The following is a 17,736-nucleotide window of genomic DNA, read 5'->3' on the forward strand; positions in this document are numbered from 1 at the left end:
TTTTAGAAGCTTCCGTGAAAGGGTCATTTGGAGGATTTACCGGGAACCGGCAGCGGAATACAAAAGCCAGCCGTATAGGCTGGCCTGACTGCATTATGCTTTTTTCTGGCTGCTGACTTCCTCCCAGAAGCTGTTACTTTTTGTGTCCTCCAGCTGCCTTGCCCCTTCAAGCAGGGTCTCTTCAAGGAGGATGCGGTTTTTGTAATACTGGGTTTCGGAAGATTTATAATAATAACGGACGGCCTCTGCTTCCGGCAGAAATTGTTTTCCTAGCTTGAGCAGGAAGGTTACCGGAAGACCGTCAAGCGATCCGCTGTCTTCATTGACAGGTACAATCTGTGAAACTTCCTTCCGAAGCGGTGCTGTTTCGGGTGTATGACCGGCTCCATGGATGGCTGTTTTTTTCATCTGCTTTTTTTGCAGTCTTTTTTTCTTGGATTTAATCAGGAAGTTCTTAACCTGCTTTGTTTCAGTTTGTAAATCATTCATGCTGCACTAAACTCCTCTTACTATATAAATTTCGTTAACTGAATGAAAAAACCTCTAAAGATATTATATTACCATACTATTATTCCAGGAAGAAGCCTTGCTGGAAAAAACATAGCAATTTAATATTTTCCAATGATGGGCCGCCGGGAAATAATCGGGAAATGGGAGACTGTCCCCATTTCCCGCAAAAAAAGACAACGGGAGGAAGTCCCGTTGTCTTTTTTTATTGGATGTTCGTGATGCGCCCTTCTATGGAGGCGTTGATTTTTCCGCCTTTGAAGGTGTCTTGGATATAGGAGACGAAGGCTTCCAGGTCAACTGGTCCGTATACCCGTTCTTTTCCTTTTAGAACGGTGTAGTTATCTCCTCCGCCTGCCATGAAGTCATTCACGACTACGTTATAAACGGCAGTGTCGCTGATTGGAGTGCCATCGCTTTTTGTCAGCTCCACTACTCTTTCTGCCACCGGCTTCTTAAAGTCTGCTGTGTACTTCAGGCCGGAAATCTGCAGTGTTTTAGGGCTGCCATCGATAACCCACTGCTGCTGAAGAAGCGTTTTGATTTCTGCACCAGTCAATTTAAGCTGGACAAGCACATTGCCAAATGGCTGGATTTTAGCCAGGTCAGCGTAAGTGATGGTACCTTGTGGAAGGTCAGCACGGATGCCGCCTGGATTCATGAATGCAAAGTCAGTGCCTACGATGCTTGCTTTCATGGAATCGGCAATCAGGTTTCCGAGCGCTGCTTCCTGGGTATATGCGTTGTCACGTGTGATTTTAGCATCAGTCGTGCCAAGCGGCTGAGTCAGTTCAGGGAACTGAGCCAGGTATTTATCGATCAGTGCTTTAACACCCGGATCTGGAGTGATTCCCTCCTGGGCGACAGTCACGATTTCTGCTTTCTTCGTTACGATGTCCTTCGTCTTTGGGTCGATTTCGAGATCAACGTCAGAGAAGGCGGTACCATACGAATAGGATTGGACAAGGAGCTTATTGTCCACTACATTATTCAATTTAGCATGGTTGTCACCCGCGAAGATGACATCCACTTCATCGTCCACTGCATTGGCAAGATCGACTGCTTCCCCAGTGACCACCCCGTTTTTATCTGAGCCCGGGTCATGGGAAACGATGACAATCGCCTTGATTCCTTTAGCTTTAAGCTCTTCGACCGCTTTGTTGACAGCTTCTGCCTGAGGGATGAATTCGACTCCCTCGATGCCTGCAGGGCTGACCTTAGAAGGAGTTGCGTTCGTAACTACACCGATGAATCCTACATCAACGCCGCCTACATTCTTGATGGTATATGGATCCAGTACCGGCTTTTTCGTATCTTTATAGACTACATTTGCAGCTACATAAGGGAAGTTCAATCCCTTGAATGTAATATCAGGATTTGTCGGGGACTTGCCGCCATTAATTTGAGCGAGCATGGTCGCTACGCCTTTATCAAATTCATGGTTTCCGACTGTCCCGATATCAAAGCCCATCATGTTAAGGAACTCAAGCGTCGGCTCATCCTGAAGCTTTGAAGAAACCGGTGCGCTTGCACCCACTGCATCTCCCGCTGAAATCAGCAGGGTATTCGGATTTTGAGCTTCTCTTTGTTTCAAGTAGGCAGCCAGATAATCCGCTCTGCCCTGCTTTACACCGCCAAAATCGGAAGTAGTATCAAGCTGTCCGTGCAAATCATTTATTCCAAGAAGCTGAAGTTTGATGTTTTCCTGCTTTGGCTTTGATAGATTGATATTGAAGATGCCGAATCCTGCTGCATCCTTTGTTCCTGTATAACTGATTTTGCTGCCTGCAGCAATGTACTCTTCAGCCTTTGGAGAGGTAGTGAATGTTACGTTCACATCGCCCTCAACCGGCGCGATCGACCAGTTGCCATCAGCTGACGGATTGATTTCCTTCACCTCTGAAATATAATCCATAAGGATCTGGCGGTTTTCATCCGCGGAATCAACCACATATTCGCTTCCCTTCACACCAGGGAAGTTGCCGCCTCCGCCTGCACGGTAGTTATTCGTGACAACGATGAAATCCTGTGCAGGATCTACAGGCTTGCCATTGTACATCAGATTGGTGATCCGGCTGGAATCTGAAACCTTGACGCCCTTTAAGTCATAGCGTGCAGGCTTTGTCACATCCACCTGGTATGTAACTCCATCAATAATGTCGAAGTTGTATACCTGGAAGGATGGATTCAGCAGCGATTGTGTTTCAGTTTTGGCCGGGTCGATTGTGTTATATTTACCTGCTGACATCTCCAGCCATTCTTTGACTACTGAACCTTTTACCTTGATTGCCTTCAAGGTGTTGTCATACAGATAAAGATCTCCGGCACTCCGGATTGTCAGATCCCCGGCCTTGATTTCTGTGTACTCTTCAACGCCATTGCGGCCTGCCTTGAAAGGTGCACCGACTGATAGGATCGGGAGGTTCTTATATTCAGGCTTATTGCTGTTGATATACTTTTCAACATACCATTTTTGCGCATTTGTCACGACCTGTACAGAAGGATCATCCTGTACCAGGGAGAAATAGCTGTGGATCGGGGCAGTAGTTTTTCCTATCGGTGTATTGACATATTTCACTGTCGCCTTATGGTCTGGATCAACAGCTTTGACAATCCCTGTATCTTCTTTAATTCCAGCGATGCTTCTGTTTGAGGACAAGGATGATTTCACTTCCCACTTGCCTCTCACCTTTTCAATGACCATGTCGATTAAGCCGAGGTTATTGCCGCCGTATCCTGCCTGGACTGCCGCTACGCCATTGATAGTTCCTTTTGCATTGTCAACGCCAGGAAGCGGTTTGCCGTCAGCGCCCTTGAACAGGACATCCAGTGCTGCATCATTTGCCGCTGGGAATACCTTGTGGGTGTGCGAGAAAGTGATGGCATCGATATCTTTTACCTTACTGAGTGCATACACTACATCTTCCGTGTTATTCGTATCACCATTGAAGCCGGTATGGGCCATCGCGATGATGATGTCAGCACCTTCCCTTTTCATATGAGGGATATATTTCTTGGCTGAATCAATGATGCCTTTAGCGATGACTTTCCCTTCCAGGTTCGCCTTGTCCCAATCGGTGATTTGCGGTGGTACGAAACCAATATAGCCGATCTTAATGACCTTCGTTTTGCCGTTGTTGTCTACTATTTTTTTATTGACGATTTTGTAAGGATTGAATTGGTTTTTATCATTGTTGGGGTTTTTATCATGATCGTCCTTGTAAACATTAGCGTTCACATAAGGAAAGTTTGCATCGTTAATGGCTTCATTCAGATAGTCCAGGCCATAATTGAATTCATGGTTTCCAAGGGTTGCAGCATCATAGCCAAGCTGGTTCATAGCCTTATAGACCGGGTGAACTTCCCCTTTCTTCAGCGGCGCTATTTTTGCTTTATAAGTACCGAGAGGGGTTCCCTGGATTAAGTCTCCATTATCAACCAGCACACTGTTCTTCACTTCTTTTTTTGCTTCTTTTATAAGTGCGGCGGTACGGGAGAAGCCTACTGTGCTCGATGGGGAATCTTTGTAGTAATCATAGCCTAGTAAATTTGTGTGGATATCCGTGGTTTCCATTATTCTCAGATTGAATGTCTGGTCCTTCTTCTCCTTCTGCTTCCCATGGGCGAAAGCCGGAACTGAAACTTGTGTTGAAAAAATACCAGCTGCAACGGTTGCAGCAACTACTTTCTTGAACGTCTTATTTTTCATTCATCTCAACCTTTCAGTATGATAAAGAACAATGTAATCTTACACCCTGTTTATTAATACAGGGTAAACACAGTAAACAGATATTGTAAATTTAATAGACTGTCTCTTCCCTCTAATGGATTCTGGCAATCTGCCTATCTGGTTAGCCTGCCCTTCCATATTATATTATGAATAAGTAGTTTCTTCCTCCTTCCTAAGTCCCTTTTTAAAAACCAGAAAAAGCTGACGGTCAAACGTGAATTTCGCCGACCAAATATTCCAAAATCATTGATTTATATGATAATTCTCCATTTTCCCAAAGGAATTTTCCAATTATTATCCACAATTTTCAACTAGGTATTATTTACTATTTAATAGACAAGTAATATTTTCCATTATAAGCGTGGGAGAAACTTCATTCTGTCAGCCCACAGACGCCTTGTTAGTTTTGGGAGGCTTTGAGGTAAAGATATAAAAAACAAAGGAGCTGACAGCGTTGTATATGGAATTCCGGGAAACCTCACATAGGCCATACCCCCTGCCAGGCTCTCCCTGGTTCATGAAACAGGAGTGGAAGAGTCTATTCTTCCTGCATTGGCCCATTCCCCGGGATATCGTCCGGAGTCAGATTCCCGCCGGACTTGAACTCGATTTATATGAAGGAGAGGCCTGGGTCTCCATTACTCCCTTTCAGGTTAAGAGAATGCGGATGCACGGTGTCCCTCCCCTTCCATTTCTTCATTCGTATCTTGAATTGAATGTAAGGACTTATGTCCGGCATAAAGGAGTGCCCGGTATTTACCTTTGGAGCCTGGATGCCAATCATCTTCCTTCCATTGCAGGGGCACGAGTGCTTTTTTCGCTCCCTTATATGCTGTCCCGCATGGACTTTAAGGAAAATGGAGGTCTTATGCGCTATTCTGCGGAAAGACTGCTCCCAAATAAACGAAATGAAGCATTTGTGGCAGAATTCAAGCCGTTTGGGGACATATCCGAGCCCGATGAGGGAAGCGTTGATCATTGGCTTTCGGAAAGATACTGCCTGTTCTCGGTCCGTAAAGGAAGAATTTACCGCGGGGATATACATCATGATAAATGGAAAATATCACCGGCACATGCCGCGGTTTCCCAAAATACTGTCGCCTCCATGTTTCCTCCATCCTTTTTTAAGGAAGAGCCGCTAGTCCGGTATTCACCGCTTAGACGTGTCTTTTTTTATCCTTTTAAAAGAATGGGATAAACCATTGCACATGCATTCCCTCCACACAGCATAAGTATGTTATAGCATCTATATAAGGAGGGACAACATGCAGATCCACGTTGTCAAAAGAAATGAAAGTCTATCATCCATTGCCGGCATCTACGGAATTACGGCTGAAGAGATCCGAACCGCCAATGAAGTCCCAAACCCTAATGATTTAGTCGTCGGCCAGGCCCTTGTCATTCCGATAACCGGCCGCTATTATTTTGTCCAGCCGGGTGACAGTCTGTGGTCCATTTCAAGAAGGTTCAATACAACACCCGCTGAGCTGGCTTCCGTCAATGGCATATCTGTCTCCCAGCCCCTTTCCCCCGGTTTCAGGCTGTACATACCCCCAGGGCCGAAGCGGACGGCAGAGTTTAATGCATATGTAGAGCCCCGGGGCACTCCTGTTGCTGAACCGCTCGTCAATGATACCAGGAGGAACGCTCCCTACCTAACCTATCTGGCACCTTTCAGCTATCAGGCTAAACGGGATGGCAGCCTGATGGCTCCGCCCCTGGATAACTTCCCTGCCATTGCCAGGGAAAACGGAAACGTGCTGATGATGGTCATTACCAATCAGGAGGAAGGCCAGTTCAATGATGAACTGGGCCGCATCCTTCTGAACGATATGGCCATTCAGGACCGCTTCCTGGACAATATTGTTGCAGAAGCAAAGCGCAGTGGATTCCGCGATATTCACTTTGACTTTGAATTTCTGCGGCCTGAAGATAGAGAGGCTTACAACCGTTTCCTCCGGAAAGCAAAAGCACGGTTTGCCGAAGAAGGGTGGCTGCTCTCCACAGCTCTTGCACCAAAAACAAGCGCGGCACAGCAGGGCAAATGGTATGAAGCCCATGATTATAGGGCGCACGGTGAAATTGTCGATTTTGTCGTAATTATGACCTACGAATGGGGATATTCAGGCGGGCCTGCTCAACCGGTTTCCCCAATCCGGGCGGTCAGGAGAGTCATCGAATATGCACTTACTGAAATACCCGCCCAGAAGATCATGATGGGACAGAATCTTTATGGATATGACTGGACCCTCCCCTTTGTGCCGGGTTCCACGGCCAAGGCGGTAAGCCCCCAGGCTGCAATCCTGACGGCCTCCAGGCAGAAAGTGGAAATACAATACGATACAAGGGATCAGGCGCCTTTTTATACCTATACAGACAATGATGGAAAGAAGCATGAAGTGTGGTTTGAGGATGCCCGTTCCATCCAGGCAAAATTTGATTTGGTGAAGGAGCTCAATTTAAGAGGAGTCAGCTATTGGAAACTGGGTCTCTCCTTTCCCCAGAACTGGCTGCTGATTCAGGATAATTTCAATGTGAGAAAAAGATGAGGAAAGTACCGGCTGTGCCTGTCAGGCACAGCTTTTGTAGTTTCTTAGCATGTTCTGCTGTCGAAAACTTATTTTTCATATTTTTTGAAATTATTAGTTTTTAATATTATACTAACTTTGAAACCGCTTACAGAACTCTACATAAAACCAGCCATTTCTAAGGAGGAATTTCAAAATGTCAAATGTTACATTGGAAATTAGTGAAAAGCTGAGTTCATTTTTGCAGGGCACCAAAAAGTTTTATGTGAATGGTGAATTTGTTGAAAGTGCAGACCAAAAGACTTTTACTACACCTAACCCGGCCACAGGTGAAGTGCTTGCCACAATTTACGAAGGCTCTGAAGAAGATATCGACCGGGCCGTCAAGGCGGCACGCCAGGCATTTGATAACGGCCCATGGTCCAGGATGAGTGCTGCAGCCCGCAGCCGCCTGATGTATAAACTGGCGGACTTGATGGAAGAAAATAAAGAAGAACTTGCCCAGCTTGAAACACTGGATAACGGAAAGCCTATCCAGGAAACAAAAAATGCCGATGTTCCCCTGGCCATTGAGCATATGCGCTACTATGCGGGCTGGGCGACCAAGATTGTCGGCCAGACCATCCCGGTAAGCGGTCCTTATTTCAACTATACAAAACATGAGGCAGTGGGTGTAGTGGGACAGATCATTCCGTGGAACTTCCCGCTGCTTATGGCCATGTGGAAACTCGGTGCCGCCCTGGCTACAGGCTGTACAGTTGTCCTGAAACCTGCCGAGCAGACCCCGCTTTCCGCCCTTTACCTGGCGGAGCTGTTCGAAGAGGCAGGCTTCCCGGAAGGTGTGGTCAATATCGTACCGGGCTTCGGTGAAACGGCCGGCCAGGCGCTTGTAAACCATCCGCTGGTCGATAAGATTGCCTTCACTGGATCCACTGAAGTAGGAAAAATCATCATGAAGTCAGCTGCAGGCACCCTGAAACGGGTCACGCTTGAGCTTGGAGGCAAATCGCCTAACATCATCCTTCCTGATGCAGACCTGTCAAGGGCCGTGCCGGGAGCACTGAACGGAGTAATGTTCAACCAGGGGCAGGTCTGCTGTGCCGGATCGAGGGTGTTCATTCAGAAAAAGCATTATGATAATGTGGTCGCCGACATGACCCTTCATGCGAAGAAGATCAAGCAGGGCGCCGGGCTTGATCCAAGCACACAGATTGGACCGCTCGTATCGGAAGAGCAGCATAACAGGGTGCTTGGATATATCGAAAAAGGGAGGAATGAGGGTGCAGAAGTCCTTGTCGGAGGAAGCAGGCCTTATGAGGATGGCTACTTCGTCTCCCCAACGATTTTTGCCAATGTCAATGATGATATGACGATAGCCAGGGAAGAGATTTTCGGACCTGTTATCGCGGCCATGCCATACGAAGACCTGGATGAAGTGATAACACGTGCCAATGACAGTGAATATGGACTGGCCGCAGGATTATGGACCCAGGATATCGCCAAGGCGCATTATGTGGCTGGCAAGCTCAGAGCAGGAACCGTCTGGGTGAACTGTTATAACGCCTTTGATGCCGCTTCTCCATTCGGAGGCTACAAGCAGTCCGGAATGGGGCGTGAGATGGGATCATATGCGCTCGACAATTATACGGAAGTTAAGAGTGTCTGGGTCAACCTCAAGCAATAACAGGATGCAACTCAGTAAGAGTTACTGCCTAGACAAGCATTGGTACAAAACGTAGAAGCTCAGGGCCATATGGCTCTGAGCTTCTACGTTTGCATCGAGGACATTCAGCGGCCGTGCCTATGTGGTATGGAGCTTATAGCTTTTATAATCCGCATAAAGCAAATCGAGACAAATGAAAAAACTGTTCCCTTGAGAACAGTTAAAAAAAGGCCATACACTGGGAAAAGGTCGTTATTGTGTGAAAATTCGACAAAAACTTGGCATTCACCAAGCCCTTTTGGCGAAGGCCATAGTTTTGCTTACAAAAAGGCTATGCTTTTTCTTCGTACGAGCAAAGCTGACGAAGCTTTCCTTGTGCTGTCCGTCGTGTGTTAAAATATCTTCTGATGAGCTAAAGAAAGCACATTTGACTGAATGTGCTTTTTCGAATTCGTTCATATGCTACTTCACTAACCCGCCTCTTAACTGAGTAACACCTAATTCCAAATACCCTTTTAAGCAGGACAACATAAATACCCAGCCTTCTTTATTATCTAACAATTGACTAATCAATTCTTCATCATTATCTTTAAAGCCCTCTTCTATTACTTCGATAATTGTATCGGAATTGTCCAATTCTTCTAGCGAAATGGTTACAATATTTCCTTCTCCATTTGCACCCCATTCGTAAACAATTTTCTTATTTTTCTCGATTTCTAAAACTTTTATATCAAGCTGTGCATTGTATTCCTCATATTTAACCGTAATGATTTTATCTTGTTCCCATCTTTCAGAACTTGATGAAAACCAAAAGTTTCCGATTTTTTTGGGATCTACAAATGCTTCAAATACTTCATTAGTTGGCTTTAAGATTTTAAACTTAGTAACATTTTTCATACGTATCGTTCCTCTCTTTTGTAAATTCAAATTTAAGATTTTTCCATATCCTCCCTCTTATAATTAACTCAGGGAGTGAGAGTATGGTGAGAGATGGATTTAAACCTTCTATAATTATTTGTTCATCTTCGTAGTTTTGGGTTTTTCACTAAGATATTTTGGAATGCCATTCGAGGACTAGAAAGCCTAGGACAGTTTTATTCTTTTCACGTTACTATATTAAACTATAGTAATAGAATATCTATTCTACTAATTCGTGGTAAAATCCTTTATTCTAACCCATGCCATCTCTCCATAAAATCAATTATTCTGAATGATGACCACTATAATGCTCTAACTGGATTACGTTGTCTTTTATTACTACTAAAGCAGAAGCAATGCTATAGTTCCGACTCTTGATTTCCTCTATGTAAGATATTAAATTCTGATAAGTAATTTTTTCAATTAATGACATCCTTATAACTTAAAATTAACTTCCTCAGTCTCTGTTACTCGGAATTGAACATAAAAAGGCTGGTTATCTTCGTTTAAACAATATTCTTTTCACTGTTTGAAATTTTTCCAGGTGACCATTTACAATTTGTCTATCTACTATATAGCGCATAAGAAACAGGGTGATTTTTCCATATCCAGCCTGTATAAAAACGGCTTTCTTTATAAAAGCCGTTTCCTTTTTTATTGGCTGTTCTCCAAAAGATTTTGCATATTGAGCAAGGAGGTTATTTTTCTCTCCAGGTGCCTGCTAAACTGGCTTACTGATATAATTGCCTTTACAGAACTCATTAAAAAACATCTTTTAGAAAAAAAGCCCTGCTATTTAATCCTTTGTGCAAGCCCATGCCAGACATAATAGACGCCCTCGGAAGCTTTGGCTGCATCCTGCTGGACCCAGCCTGCATAGTCTCTCCATTTGCGATCCATGCTGTCCACCGGAACGATCCCTCTCCCCATCTCAACCATTAAAAGGAATACAGTAATCCCCGTGTCCCTTTCAAGCTCGAGCAGCGATTGGTAATACTGAACGAATTCTTGGCGGATATCCCCTTCATTGCCCAACAGCCGATCCTTTATCCAGACTTCGAATCCTTCCACTGCCAGTGAGCCTTGGCAGCCGGGATGATTCAGGGCATCTTCCATGGAATGGCCCATATAGGCAGAAACCAAGTTAAATTCTTCCCCAGTGCTTCTTAGGAATTTTCTTTTGCCTGAATAGGCACCTCCAATAACGAGCTGCACTGCCATTGCCCCCCTCTTTTCTCAAGGTTCAACTCATACCCTCCTCCATAGGGAATCGGGATTTCAAAAAAATCTTTTTCCGGCACGAGGTCAGATATAATACTCCTGATAACACCGCCATGAGTAACAATGGCAGCACAGTGCCCCGCTTCATCCTTCAGCAGATCTTCCATGAAAGCATTCACCCTCGCTCGAAAGCTGACTCCTGTTTCCCCTGAAGGCGGATGGATATTCATCCAGTCTGAAAGCCACCTTGTATAGGAGGAATCTTCTTTCAAGTCTTCATAGGTAAGGCCATCCCAGCTCCCAAAGTCCATTTCTCTCAATCTCTCATCTATTGTAATCGGGGATTTAGGCCATAACAGCCCGGCGGTCCTAAGACAGCGCTGCAGTCCGCTTGAGAAAACGGGTGCAGTACTCCAAAACCCGGTTTTCGGCTTCAATTCTCTCAGTGCAGCCTCACATAGCGGAATATCTGTATGTCCAAGGTACCTCTTCTCCTTATTCCAGACGGTCACACCGTGGCGTATAAGAAGTATGCGGAAACTGCGGCGAGATTCCATAGCTCAGCCCCCTCTATAGAACCACCAACCACATCTCCATTAATGCCACCTAAGGTACGCACGGCCCATCTCCCGTATAAATAAGTTGCCAGAAACTGCAGGACGATCAGCAGCAGGACTTTCCAATCCAATAATATAAACGGCAGAGTCCAAATAAGGGAAAGGAGGATATCGGAAAATGCAAGGTTTTGCCTCCAGAAAAAAGCCAGTCCCTCCCGCTTAAACGGTTCGAAGAAAAATAGGAGCCAGAGAGCCTGCAGACGTGCCAATATCGGGATAAAGGCAAGAATGATAAGCAACTGCCCGGAGGGTTGTTTTGTTAATGTATACAGAAGACCTGCTTTCCAGGCGAGAAGCAGGAGGCAGGCGATAACACCAAAACTGCCTGTACGTGGATCCTTCAGAATTTCCCGCTTTTTTTCCATAGGCTGGTTAGATCCAGCAGCATCTGCTAGATCCATCAAACCATCCAGGTGGAGCCCGCCTGTATACAGGATAGGTACAGTCACCAGCAATAAAGTCATAAGAATGGGCGGCAGCCCGCTTTGGAAAAGGGCAAGGACGCCCGCCAGCATTAATCCAAGCACCATCCCGGCAGCTCCGAAAAACCTGAGTGCCCATTTGATTGTCTTCGTGTTTATTTCACATTCCATATGGACCGGGATTCTGGTGAGGAATTGAAAGGCAAGGCCAAATCCATGCATGACAGACTTCATATCAGCACCTTACCCTGATTTTTCCATATAACAGGAATGCCGGCCGCAGCCTGAATCACATCATCCGCGTTCTGTATCACGAGCCGGTGAAGGGATTCCAGAATATATATATATTTTTGTACTCCATCCGTACTGGAAGGGAGTCCTTCGTTCACGTCATTTGAAACAATGTATAAAGAGCATTCCTTTTTGACAGCTGTCAGCAGGAATTGACTGAGCTTTTGTTCCGCTTCTGCCAGGCTTTCACCCAGCCCATACATGATGTTTGCTGTCCATACGGTCAGGCAGTCCAGCAGGATCGTGGAGTGATTTGGAACACCGGAGAGCACTTCAGTTAGATCGTACGGTTCTTCAAAAGCCAGCCAGCACTTTCCTCTTTGCAGCTGATGCCTTTTGATGCGGTCTTCATGGGCAAAGTCACTTTTCTTTGCTGTTGCGAGATAAACAAGACGGGCGAAAGGATAAAGCTGTTTCACTCTATTATAATTCTCCATTGCGAGCTGTTCAGCCAAAGAGCTTTTACCCGATCGTGCTCCTCCTGAAATAAACGTAAGCACCGCTTTCCTCCTTAATTGGAAAGAGTCATTGTTCCTGTCTTGAGCCATCCGCGCAGCTCTGCCATGAACAGATCCCTTGATCCATATAAATCAGCGGCATTTTTATCAGCCCCTATGACGACCGAGCCAGAATCATGACCGGTATCCGCGGATAATCCCATCCCGGCAAGCTGCATGGCCAGATGGATGAGATCCAGATCACTCAATGGCAGATGAACAAACAGGAAAAAATTGCATTGTGCATCAGACCTGGCAGTCCCAAATATGCATGGAACCCCCATCAAATTGATTTCTTTATATTCAAGATCCCCCATACCCTGATCAGCAAGAATAAAATACTCTTGAGGCTCTTCCGCTGGACACCGGCTATACCTAAGGCCTGAACACCAACCCAGGCCCTTTCCGCCACTCCCTGCCGTAAGCGTTCTGAAGGAGGAACCGAGATGGAGTGTAAAAGGGCCTTCCCCCTCCGAGACCACAAACGGCGAAAGCGGTTTTTCCTCTGGTGCAGAAAACGGCCGGGGCATATAGACAACCTGAGACCCAGAAAGTTCGGGATGGGGCAGAAGCTTGATTGGTGTATCATACACATCGCTGAGTAATGCTTCGTCTTCCGGGTGGAAGCGGCTGCCTGTGCGTACCATGTTCCCGCTTTTCATCAAACCGAAGCCGTCTGCAAACATAGAAGCAATGTTTAAATCATGCAGAATCGCAAGCACCGTTAAATCCCTCTCCTGCTGGAGAAGCCTCAGGAGCTCCAGAATTTCCAGGCTGTGCTTTAGATCCAGATGATTAGTCGGCTCATCCAGGATAATTAATTCCGGTCCCTGTGCCAGAGCTTTCGCCAGCAGGACCCGCTGCTTTTCCCCCCCGCTGAGTGCATGGAACGACTGCCTGCGGAACTGGTCTATATGTGTGAGCCTCATGGCTTCCTCTACTGCCTTCTTGTCTTCCTCTGTTTCTTCCTGGAAAAAACGGCTTTCCTGATAGGGATACCGCCCCAGGGCAACAATCTCTTCCACCGTAAAGTCAAGTCCGAGCTGGTTTTCCTGGCTCAGGACGCTTACCTTCCTGGCCAGTTCTTTTGGACTGTAATGCTTCATGCTCTTGCCATCTAGATATACCTCCCCGGCTTCAGCCGGCAGGATTCCCATCAGCAGTCTTACCAGAGTCGTTTTGCCGCTGCCATTCGGCCCCAGCAAGGCATAAAAGCTGCCTCTCTTCACATCGAAAGTGACATTTCGGACAGCCGTTGCTCTTTTTCCATATCCACCTGTTAGATTCTGGACTTGAAGCATGTTATATTCCCCTTCTTCTCATTCTTTCTTTAATCATCAGCAGTGTAAAAATTGGTGCACCGACCAGGGCGGTCACAACGCCTATCGGCAATTCTCTCGGAGAGATGGCTATTCTTGAGATTAAATCGGCCAAAACCAGATATCCTCCTCCAATCAGCAGTGATAGCGGCAGTACATGCTTATGGCTGGAGCCGGCTATCAGCCTTACCAGATGAGGAATGACAAGCCCGACAAAGCCAACTGCGCCCGAAACAGCGACAGCGCTTCCTGTCAGCGTTGATGCTGCCACCAAAATCAGCCTTTTTTTCCTTCGGACGTCTATTCCCGAAAACTGGGCAGCCTGCTCACCCAGAACCAGGCCATTCAATTCGCGTGTATTCATCAGCAAAAGGGCAGCACCTATTATGAAAAACGGCATGATCAGCTTTACATGATCCCAGCCCCGCATGGACACGCTTCCCATAAGCCAGTAAAGAATCTGCCTTACATCTTCCTGTGGGGATATGGCCATAAGCAGTGACACAAGTGCTCCTGTGAAAGATGTAAGAATGATCCCGGCGAGGATGATCGTTTCATTGGCCAGTGAACTGCTGGCGAGCCTTGTGATCCAAAAGACCAGCCCGAGCGTCAAAAATCCGCCGGCAATGGCAAACACAGGAAGAGTGAACCCATGCAGCCAAATAATGTTGATCTGAAAAAAGATGGCTAGGACCGCACCGAGGGAGGCTCCTGATGATACCCCGATCGTATATGGATCTGCCAGAGGGTTCCGGAGGAGGCCTTGAAATGCAGCGCCTGCAAGAGAAAGGGCCGCGCCAACCAGGAAGGCGAGCATTACCCTGGAAAAACGGATTTCCCAGATGATCATTTCTGTGCTTTTGGGCCCATCATATACATCCATGCCCGTAATATGATCTGTAATAATTTTTAAAATATCAGGAACGGTTATGGAAACCGTTCCTGCAAAAACTGCCAATATAATGGAGAAGATAACGAATACAAGCGCAAATAGGTATAGAAAAGCAGCGCGCTTATTTGAAAATGTCTGGATAGATTGCTTTTCCAAGGAGTTCCACTCCCTCCGCCAGCCGCGGCCCAGGGCGGGTAACAGTATCGCTGTTAACATCAAAGACCTGTTTATTTTTGACTGCCGGCACCTCGGCCCAGCCTTTTCTGTTTAAGACCTGCTGATCCGGATTCTTCACATAATAGCCATAGGTAGTAATGATAACATCGGGGTTATACTTAACCGCCTCTTCTTCATTGACTTTCACCCAGCCAGTCTGTGATTCAGCCACATTAACGGCTCCGATTGCATCAAGCATTTCCTGCATGAAAGTATCCTTGCCCGTGGTATAAATTTCCGGTTGAGGCGAAACTTCCACCCATACACGCTTTTTATCTTTGACTGTTTTTGCTTTTTCCTTAACATCTGCTATCCGTTTCTTCATATCCTGAATGACTGTATCTGCTTTTTCAGGGGTGCCTGTTGCCTTGCCCATAAGCTTTATGGAATCGTAAACCTGGTCAAATGTATTTTTACTGCTGTTAATGATCAATACAGTAATGCCGGCATCCTTGAACTTTTGGATAACATCTTTATGATTTTTATAATGATAATCATCAAGCAGGGCAAGATCAGGCTGCAGTGACAATACTTTTTCAACATTTATCTCCTGTGAGCCTACCTTTTCTTTCTCTGCTGTCTCCTTTGGATAATTATCATAATCGGATACACCAGCGATTTTGTCCCCAAGACCGAGGGAAAAAGCAATTTCCGTTGTGCTTGGAGTAAGAGAGACGATTTTTTGAGGCTCTTTTTCTATCGTTACCTTTTCGCCTTCATCATCTGTCACTGTAATTGGGAAAGCTTTTTCATTTTCGTTCTGACTGGATTTATTTTCTTCTTTTTTAGGCTCTGCTGTGGAGCCGCAGCCGCCAAGCAGGGCAGCGGTAAGTATAAATAGAATGGACAGCAGGCTGAAGTGCCTGGTTATATGTGTTTTCATGAAGATCCTCCAATGTTTTGATTAATGTTTATTTGACACTCCGGCCCCTTCAAAGGTAGCCATATTCTTGGCCATATCAACAGCCGCAGCAAGGAGCGGGTAGGCAAGTGCGGCACCGCTGCCTTCTCCGAGCCTCATGCCAAGGCTTAACAGCGGTTTCTTCCCTAGATAATCAAGTGCAAGACCATGGCCGGGCTCAGCGGACTGATGGCCTGCGATCATATAATCGGAAACATGCCCGTTGAATCCAGCCGCAATCAGTGCTGCTGCCGTACAGATAAAGCCATCAAGCAGGATGGGCACCTTCCTTGAAGCGGCATACAGCATGGCTCCGGTCATGGCACCAATCTCAAATCCCCCGACTGCTGCCAGTATGCCTGCAGGATCATTTCGGTCAGGCTTCCGCCTGAGCAGCGCCTCCTCAATGATTCTTTTTTTATGTAACAGCCTGCTGCCTTCAGTGCCGGTTCCAAGACCGGCTGTAAGTTCGACCGGCTCTCCGGTCACTACTGAAACGATGGCAGAGCTTGATGTCGTATTCCCGATTCCCATTTCACCTGGAATCAGAAGACCAGCTCCTCTGTCTAAAAGCTCCCGGGCGGACTCCATGCCAGCGAAGATTGATTCATATGCCTGTTCCCTGGACATCGCATCCTCGGCGAAGAAGTTCTTTGTGCCACTGGCAATTTTCCTCTTAGTCAGCCTTACATCTTCAATATCCTGGACCACCCCGACATCAACCACTTCGAGCAGGGCGCCTATGCGGCCGGCCAATACATTTACAGCCGCTCCTCCCTGGACAAAATTAAGCACCATCTGGCCAGTAACTTCCTGGGGATAGGCGGACACGCCTTCTGCACAGATGCCATGATCCGCTGCAAATACCACGATTCCCGGAGGCTCAATGCCAGGGTTGATTTCACCTTTGATGGCTGCCAGCTGGATCGCTGCTTCTTCTAGTGCACCCAGGCTGCCGGGAGGCTTTGTCAGGGAATTCAAATGTTCGAGCTGCTCCCTTCCATGTTTCTTGGAAAGCGGGGTGATCGACTGGATGACCGCTTCTGCTTTAATCTTCATCTTAAGGCCCCCCTGACCTGTTTATCAGTATTCTATGCCGTATATAGCCTTGACTCCTTCATCGTAATAGTGCTTCTCCGCTTCCACCACTGACACCAGATCTGCTATATCCTTCAACTCCTGTCTTGCACTCCTCCCTGTTACAATTACATGGAGCTTCTCCGGTTTATCCTTCAGGACCGACACTACTTCCTGTAGAGGCAGGACATCATCTACGGGAAATGAGTCTATGGCTAATGCATTATTTAATTCATCCAGGATGACTAAGTCGTAGTTTCCGCTGTTTATCGTTTCTTTAGCAGTTTCCCATGCTCTCTCCAGGGCTTTTCGGTGTATTTCAGGAGTCTTGGTCCAAGTGAACCCTTCCCCGAGCTGCTGCACATGCGCCCCGAGCTTTTCAAGACTGTTCTGTTCGCCGTAATTCCTTCCGGGCGACTTGATGAACTGGAGCATGGCCACTTTCATATCCCTGCCAAGCGCCCTTACTGCCACTCCGATGGCAGCAGTCGTCTTTCCCTTTCCATCTCCCGTGTAAATCAGGATACGGCCTTTTGTATTTTCTTTGTATTCCAGTGTGAATCCCCCTTTTCCCATTTTCGGTGGGTTCTATAGTCAAAAAGAAAGCAGAAAGCTTAATGGATTAAAATAGCCGAAAGAAAAAAAGCCCTGGACATATAAAGTCAAGGGCTTAGCATGCGAATAGCATCTCTCTTGACTTATTCTTCCCACCGAAGTATAAGTACTGCACTCTTTAAAAGCAGGTCTCCTGGCTTCACGTTCATTGAACTGCGGCCTTCCCAGCATTTAAGCCAGTGGCTGCACTGCAGTTCTTTCATCAACGCTTACAGTAGCGGGGGCTGCATCGGACTTTCACCGATTTCCCTATTATCCCTGTCAACAGGGCACTTTTAAAAAAGATATTCAGTTCGTTACTATTCTACCGGAAAAGTCGAAA

15 protein-coding genes, 1 pseudogene and 1 riboswitch are annotated in these 17,736 nt (G+C 46.4%); of the genes and pseudogenes, 3 read left to right on the forward strand and 13 right to left on the reverse strand.

Annotation, left to right across the window (positions count from 1 at the left end; genetic code table 11):
• Positions 1 to 93: 93 nt before the first annotated feature.
• On the reverse strand, positions 94 to 489 hold the full coding sequence (locus tag V1498_RS17755; protein WP_409295063.1) for a hypothetical protein: 396 nt from the start codon (positions 487 to 489) through the stop codon (positions 94 to 96).
• Positions 490 to 712: 223 nt separating this feature from the next.
• A complete protein-coding gene (locus tag V1498_RS17760) occupies positions 713 to 4,216 on the reverse strand; it encodes a bifunctional 2',3'-cyclic-nucleotide 2'-phosphodiesterase/3'-nucleotidase (protein WP_409295065.1) in 3,504 nt (1,167 codons plus the stop codon).
• A gap of 481 nt (positions 4,217 to 4,697) precedes the next feature.
• On the opposite strand from V1498_RS17760, the gene V1498_RS17765 reads away from it, so the two are divergent.
• The 3 genes from V1498_RS17765 (at position 4,698) to V1498_RS17775 (ending at position 8,449) form a co-directional block, all read left to right on the forward strand.
• Positions 4,698 to 5,435: a YqjF family protein gene (locus V1498_RS17765; protein ID WP_409299342.1), complete on the forward strand. Its 738-nt coding sequence runs from the start codon at positions 4,698 to 4,700 to the stop codon at positions 5,433 to 5,435.
• A 67-nt stretch (positions 5,436 to 5,502) separates the two neighbouring features.
• Positions 5,503 to 6,786, forward strand: a complete 1,284-nt coding sequence (locus V1498_RS17770; protein WP_409295067.1) for a glycosyl hydrolase family 18 protein — start codon at positions 5,503 to 5,505, stop codon at positions 6,784 to 6,786.
• Between the two features lie 175 nt (positions 6,787 to 6,961).
• Positions 6,962 to 8,449 (forward strand): aldehyde dehydrogenase family protein, encoded by a 1,488-nt coding sequence (locus tag V1498_RS17775; RefSeq protein WP_409295069.1) that lies wholly within the window; start codon positions 6,962 to 6,964, stop codon positions 8,447 to 8,449.
• 441 nt (positions 8,450 to 8,890) lie between these two features.
• Here the strand turns inward: V1498_RS17775 and V1498_RS17780 are convergent, their stop codons facing one another.
• From V1498_RS17780 to cobO, 11 genes and pseudogenes are all read right to left on the reverse strand, one after another.
• Complete coding sequence (locus V1498_RS17780; RefSeq protein WP_409295070.1) at positions 8,891 to 9,325, reverse strand: SRPBCC family protein; 435 nt, start codon at positions 9,323 to 9,325, stop codon at positions 8,891 to 8,893.
• 310 nt (positions 9,326 to 9,635) lie between these two features.
• Positions 9,636 to 9,779, reverse strand: a pseudogene (locus V1498_RS17785) (penicillin-binding protein); the annotation flags it as partial.
• Positions 9,780 to 10,138: 359 nt separating this feature from the next.
• Entirely contained in the window at positions 10,139 to 10,561 is a 423-nt protein-coding gene (locus V1498_RS17790; protein ID WP_409295071.1) for a bifunctional adenosylcobinamide kinase/adenosylcobinamide-phosphate guanylyltransferase, read from the reverse strand.
• Positions 10,513 to 11,124: a histidine phosphatase family protein gene (locus V1498_RS17795; RefSeq protein ID WP_409295073.1), complete on the reverse strand. Its 612-nt coding sequence runs from the start codon at positions 11,122 to 11,124 to the stop codon at positions 10,513 to 10,515. The genes V1498_RS17790 and V1498_RS17795 overlap by 49 nt, the downstream gene beginning before the upstream one ends.
• Entirely contained in the window at positions 11,076 to 11,840 is a 765-nt protein-coding gene (gene cobS, locus V1498_RS17800) for an adenosylcobinamide-GDP ribazoletransferase (RefSeq protein ID WP_409295074.1), read from the reverse strand. The genes V1498_RS17795 and cobS overlap by 49 nt, the downstream gene beginning before the upstream one ends.
• Positions 11,837 to 12,397 (reverse strand): bifunctional adenosylcobinamide kinase/adenosylcobinamide-phosphate guanylyltransferase, encoded by a 561-nt coding sequence (locus tag V1498_RS17805; RefSeq protein ID WP_409295076.1) that lies wholly within the window; start codon positions 12,395 to 12,397, stop codon positions 11,837 to 11,839. Before V1498_RS17805 ends, cobS begins: the two co-directional genes overlap by 4 nt.
• An 11-nt stretch (positions 12,398 to 12,408) precedes the next feature.
• Positions 12,409 to 13,695: an ABC transporter ATP-binding protein gene (locus V1498_RS17810; protein ID WP_409295078.1), complete on the reverse strand. Its 1,287-nt coding sequence runs from the start codon at positions 13,693 to 13,695 to the stop codon at positions 12,409 to 12,411.
• Position 13,696: 1 nt separating this feature from the next.
• The gene (locus V1498_RS17815; RefSeq protein ID WP_409295080.1) at positions 13,697 to 14,761 is read right to left on the reverse strand and encodes a FecCD family ABC transporter permease; all 1,065 of its coding nucleotides are present in this window, start codon (positions 14,759 to 14,761) and stop codon (positions 13,697 to 13,699) included.
• Positions 14,727 to 15,704, reverse strand: a complete 978-nt coding sequence (locus V1498_RS17820) for an ABC transporter substrate-binding protein (RefSeq protein WP_409295082.1) — start codon at positions 15,702 to 15,704, stop codon at positions 14,727 to 14,729. The genes V1498_RS17815 and V1498_RS17820 overlap by 35 nt, the downstream gene beginning before the upstream one ends.
• 21 nt (positions 15,705 to 15,725) lie before the next feature.
• Positions 15,726 to 16,781 carry a nicotinate-nucleotide--dimethylbenzimidazole phosphoribosyltransferase gene (gene cobT / locus V1498_RS17825; RefSeq protein WP_409295084.1) on the reverse strand — a complete coding sequence of 352 codons (1,056 nt, stop codon included), beginning with the start codon at positions 16,779 to 16,781 and terminating at the stop codon, positions 15,726 to 15,728.
• 24 nt (positions 16,782 to 16,805) lie between these two features.
• On the reverse strand, positions 16,806 to 17,375 hold the full coding sequence (cobO, locus tag V1498_RS17830) for a cob(I)yrinic acid a,c-diamide adenosyltransferase (protein WP_409295086.1): 570 nt from the start codon (positions 17,373 to 17,375) through the stop codon (positions 16,806 to 16,808).
• 144 nt (positions 17,376 to 17,519) lie between these two features.
• Positions 17,520 to 17,706, reverse strand: a riboswitch (cobalamin riboswitch).
• Positions 17,707 to 17,736: the final 30 nt, after the last annotated feature.

This window comes from Paraperibacillus marinus (genome assembly GCF_046237605.1).
In the GTDB taxonomy this organism is placed as follows: domain Bacteria; phylum Bacillota; class Bacilli; order Bacillales; family DSM-1321; genus Paraperibacillus; species Paraperibacillus marinus.